Raw genomic sequence first — 4,105 nt, 5'->3', positions numbered from 1 at the left:
TCCCTCGGTATCTCCAACGTCTTCGTCATGCACAAAGGCACCGACATCCCCGTCGACAGTCCCGGGTACACCGTTGTCCAAGAAGCACAGACCGTTTATGCGTTTCGTCAGGACCGTCCCGAAGACGCCCGGTGGGCGCAAGAAACCTTCAACTTCGCCCCCGACACTGCACAAACGCTGATGAGCTTGAACCCCGGGAACTGCATCTTCAAATACGGGTCCAACCCGGAAACTCACATCCACCACGTCCGCTCGGACTGGGAAACAGACGTGACCAACACCGACTCGGCGATGGCTGCCGGCGACGCCACGGACTAAACCCGATGACCAAGGGCGTGCTGGGGACCGGAGCGGTACTGCTCCTTGTCGTCATCTTCACCATGCTGCTGCTCATCACCGGCGGCGGGCCCAACGCCGCCTGCGCGGCCGTATCCGCGAACCCCCAGGCTGCAGCCGACCACCCGGGTGTTGCCGGGTACCAGGGCGACCAGCTCGTCAACGCCGCCGCCATCATGAATGCCGGGGCGAGCCTCGGCGTCACCGTGCAGGGACAAACCCTCGCCGTGATGACCGCCATGGGGGAGTCGTCCCTTCGAAACATCGACCACGGCGATATAGCCGGCCCCGACTCCCGAGGCCTGTTCCAACAGCGCGACACCTGGGGCACCCTCACCGACCGGATGGACCCCACCCGCGCGGCGACGTTCTTCTTCCAACGATTGCTGAACGTCCCCAACTGGGAAACCCTCACACCCACCATCGCCGCCCACACTGTTCAACACAACGCGGACCCCGACCACTACACCCCCTTTTACGCCAGCTCCCAGGCTGTCGTTGCCGCGCTCTCCAGCGGGGCAGCATGCGCGGCAGGCCTCAGCGGTGACGCCCGGGCGCTCGCGCAGGCACTCGTCGTGAAGATTGATGCGGGGAAAATCAGTGGGTTTTCACCCGATCACCTCCGCGAAATACGGTGGATCGCCGCCGGGGAAGTGCACCAGAATTGTGGGATCGATACCCGCATTTTGCAAGTCATCACCATCGCGACGACCATGTTCGACAGTGTCGGGATCTCCGACATCAACCGCGCTTGCACCAACACTCTCCTCGGCTCCGGGACCGCGTCACCGCACTACGCCAACGGCGGCGGCCACGCCGTTGACTTCTACTCTCTGGGCCGTGTCCCCACCACCGGAGCCGATGCGAACGCTCTGAAGCTCCTCCGAGCGCTCAGCCCGGTCATGCCCCCTGGATCCGGGGTCGGCCAGTCGCAGTGCCGGGCCGCCGCCGGCGTCACCCTGGACGTGTCGATGAGTCAGTTCGCTGATTTCTGTAACCACGTCCACATCGCCGTCGACCCGAACACCACCGCGCCGATGAACCTCACCACCGCCCCCTGACCATCCACCCCAGCAATACCCCCGCCCCACCATGAACAATGAGGGCCGCGTCAGCGGCCAGGAGAAGATGACCATGGTCGATTGGAAAGCACGCATCATGACCGGCGTCCTCGCGGTCCTCGCCCTCCTTGGCTTGCTTGTTGCCGTGCACGTCGGAGCCGCCATCACCCCGACCGGAACCGAGTACTCCTGGAACCCCGCCGCCCTGGCGGGCGCTTTCCTACTCCACGGCGCACCCTGGCCAGAGGCGGCGACCTGGACCTCGTTCGCGGCCATGATCCTCGTCGTGGCCCTGTTCGCGTTCATCATGGCCAAGCAGGCCCAATGGGCCACGCGCAAACGCAACAATGGGGCGCTGGCGCACATGGCCACCAAACGCCAGTCCGCCGTACTGCGCGCGAAAGCCCGCGCGAAAGAAGCCGCGCACCTCCACCCCAACGCAGAGCAACTACCTCCGGGTGAGCGCGTCGGGGTCCTCGTCGGCCACGGAACCCGCTGGGTATACCAAGGGTGGCGCGACCTCGGCGTGTACGTATTCGGTACAGGACGCGGCAAAACGTCCGGCCTCGTCATCCGGCACATGATCGAAGCGCCCGGCGCCGCCATCATGACCTCCAACAAAGTCGACGGCGTCCGGGAAACTCTCGCCGGCCGCGCCGGCCGGGGGACAGCATTCATCTTCGACCCGAACCACATCTACCGCCGAGAGACCCTCCCCGACTTCTTATTCAACCCGCTCGACTACATTCAAAACGCTTCCGACGCCCGGGAGCTCGCTGCGATCTTTGAAGCGTCGACCCGGAAGGCCTCCGATCGGGGCGGCGATTCCCAGTTCGATACCGCCGGCCGCGACATGCTCGCCTACTTCTTCCTCGCCGCAGCCCTCGACCACGAACCCCTCTCCCAAGTCTTCGCCTGGTTCGCCCGAGCCGAAGGCCACCTCCCCGAGCAGATTCTCCGCCGGCACGGCAAGAAAGGGCCAGCAGCCACCATCGAAGGGATTCTCAGCTGGCCTGAAAAAACAAAAGGCAGCGTCTACGCCACCGCGCAACGCATGGCCTCGGCCCTGGCCGACGACGACCTCCTCGCCTGGACCGACACCCCCGGAATCCGGTCGTTCAACCCGGAAGAGTTCATCACCAGCTCCGACACGCTCATCCTGCTCTCCAAAGACGGGGAAGGATCGGGCGGGGCGATCCTGACCGCGCTCGTTCGCGCGATCTGCAAGACCGCCGAACGCACGGCGCAAAGCAACGGCGGACGGTTGGACGTCCCGCTCGTGATGGAGCTGGACGAATGCGCCAACATCGTTCGCTGGCCTGAGCTGCCGTCCGTCTACTCCTACTACGGGTCCATGGGCATCATGCTCAACGCGTACTTTCAATCCCGGGCGCAGGCGATCGACGCGTTCGGCAAAGAAGGCTGGCAAACCCTCTGGGACGCCGCCGCACACCGCGTCTACGGCGGCGGCTCCGGCGACGACGACTTCCTCCGTGCTCTCGCCGCACTCATCGGCGACCACGACGAAATCACCTACGGCAGCTCCACCAACCGCGACGGCCACACCTCCACGTCCACCAACACTCGCAAAGTCAACACCCTCGACATCGCTGCCCTCGGCTCACTCCCCGAATGGAGAGCCGTCCTCTTCACCTCCAAATGCCGCCCCGTCATGGTCGACACCATCCCTTGGTTCCGCGACAAGGCACTCAAAACCATCATCAACCGCCCCCTCCCACCCACGACCGTCGCTGCCGCCATCCCAGTGAACCCTGATGAACCAGGCATCGAGGACACAGCGACGGAAGAGGTGGTCACCCGTGGCTGACGACGATGCCCTCGACCACATTCCAACTGACGAGGTCGAGCGCGAGAACTGGGACGACGAAACGAACGAAGATGACCCCAACGCCGACACCACCGCTCCCTCTCAGGAACCGGGCGACGACGCAGAAGAGAGCAGCGACGAGGAAGACCCGAACGTCCGAGAGTTGTTTCTCGACTGGCTCACCACGCACCTGCGCACGGTGGAAGTTGTCGGGACGAAACCAACACCGTGGTGCGCGCAGTGGTGGCTGCACCCTGAAGTCGTCGCGCGTTTCAAATCTCTCTGGCAAGCCAGCATGCAAGCCGACGCCAGCGTGCAAGACGGCGACGCCGGCGCAGTGTCATCCTGGTGGATCAACCACTGGGACCGTCACGCCGCCGTGATCTTCGATAAGAGCACCGGCCCATTCCGAGACTGCGACCCCGATGAAGGGCACCTTCATCGCCGCAAAGACAAAACCTCACCGATCGTTTCGGCGACGAGGCCACCCGACAATGTGGAACTTTAGAAGCAGATAGGTCGCTATGGCAGCGTGGTCGTTTCTGCAGATCGCGGTGGGTCATGTGTCCTGGGGTGCTGGCGGTTGCTCGGGTCAGCCTGTTGATTTCACGTGCTGGAGGCTGGGCGGGTGGAGGCCTTTCGGGGAATGACGAGGGGGGTTCCCGTTTCGGGGTCGGTGGATGATCATTGTGGCCAGTCCGAAGACATTCTGGATGAGTTCTGTGGTCAAAATCACGGTGGGATCCCCCTGCGCGACGATTTTTCCGTGACTCATGACGACAAGGTGGGTCGCGTAGCGTGCCGCTTGGTTCAGATCGTGCAGCACGACCGTCACTGTGCGTCCCTCCTCGTGCAAGCGCGCGCACAAGTTCAGCACCTC

3 protein-coding genes and 2 pseudogenes are annotated in these 4,105 nt (G+C 63.9%); 4 read left to right on the top strand and 1 reads right to left on the bottom strand.

The features are described 5' to 3' along the window. The 4 genes and pseudogenes from JF66_RS15010 to JF66_RS21845 all read left to right on the top strand — a co-directional run. Positions 1–318, top strand: a pseudogene (locus tag JF66_RS15010) (ATP/GTP-binding protein); the annotation flags it as partial. 5 nt (positions 319–323) lie between these two features. Continuing rightward, positions 324–1,397, top strand: a complete 1,074-nt coding sequence (locus JF66_RS15005) for a hypothetical protein (RefSeq protein WP_035879305.1) — start codon at positions 324–326, stop codon at positions 1,395–1,397. 31 nt (positions 1,398–1,428) lie between these two features. Next, positions 1,429–3,225 carry a type IV secretory system conjugative DNA transfer family protein gene (locus JF66_RS15000; protein WP_035879303.1) on the top strand — a complete coding sequence of 599 codons (1,797 nt, stop codon included), beginning with the start codon at positions 1,429–1,431 and terminating at the stop codon, positions 3,223–3,225. Beyond that, complete coding sequence (locus JF66_RS21845; RefSeq protein ID WP_051973594.1) at positions 3,218–3,733, top strand: DUF4913 domain-containing protein; 516 nt, start codon at positions 3,218–3,220, stop codon at positions 3,731–3,733. Before JF66_RS15000 ends, JF66_RS21845 begins: the two co-directional genes overlap by 8 nt. An 84-nt stretch (positions 3,734–3,817) precedes the next feature. On the opposite strand, the pseudogene JF66_RS24470 reads toward JF66_RS21845, so the two are convergent. Further along, positions 3,818–4,105: pseudogene (locus JF66_RS24470) on the bottom strand (hypothetical protein); the annotation flags it as partial.

The organism is Cryobacterium sp. MLB-32 (genome assembly GCF_000738085.1).
Lineage (GTDB): Bacteria > Actinomycetota > Actinomycetes > Actinomycetales > Microbacteriaceae > Cryobacterium.
This window is presented reverse-complemented; position numbering and strand designations above follow the sequence as displayed.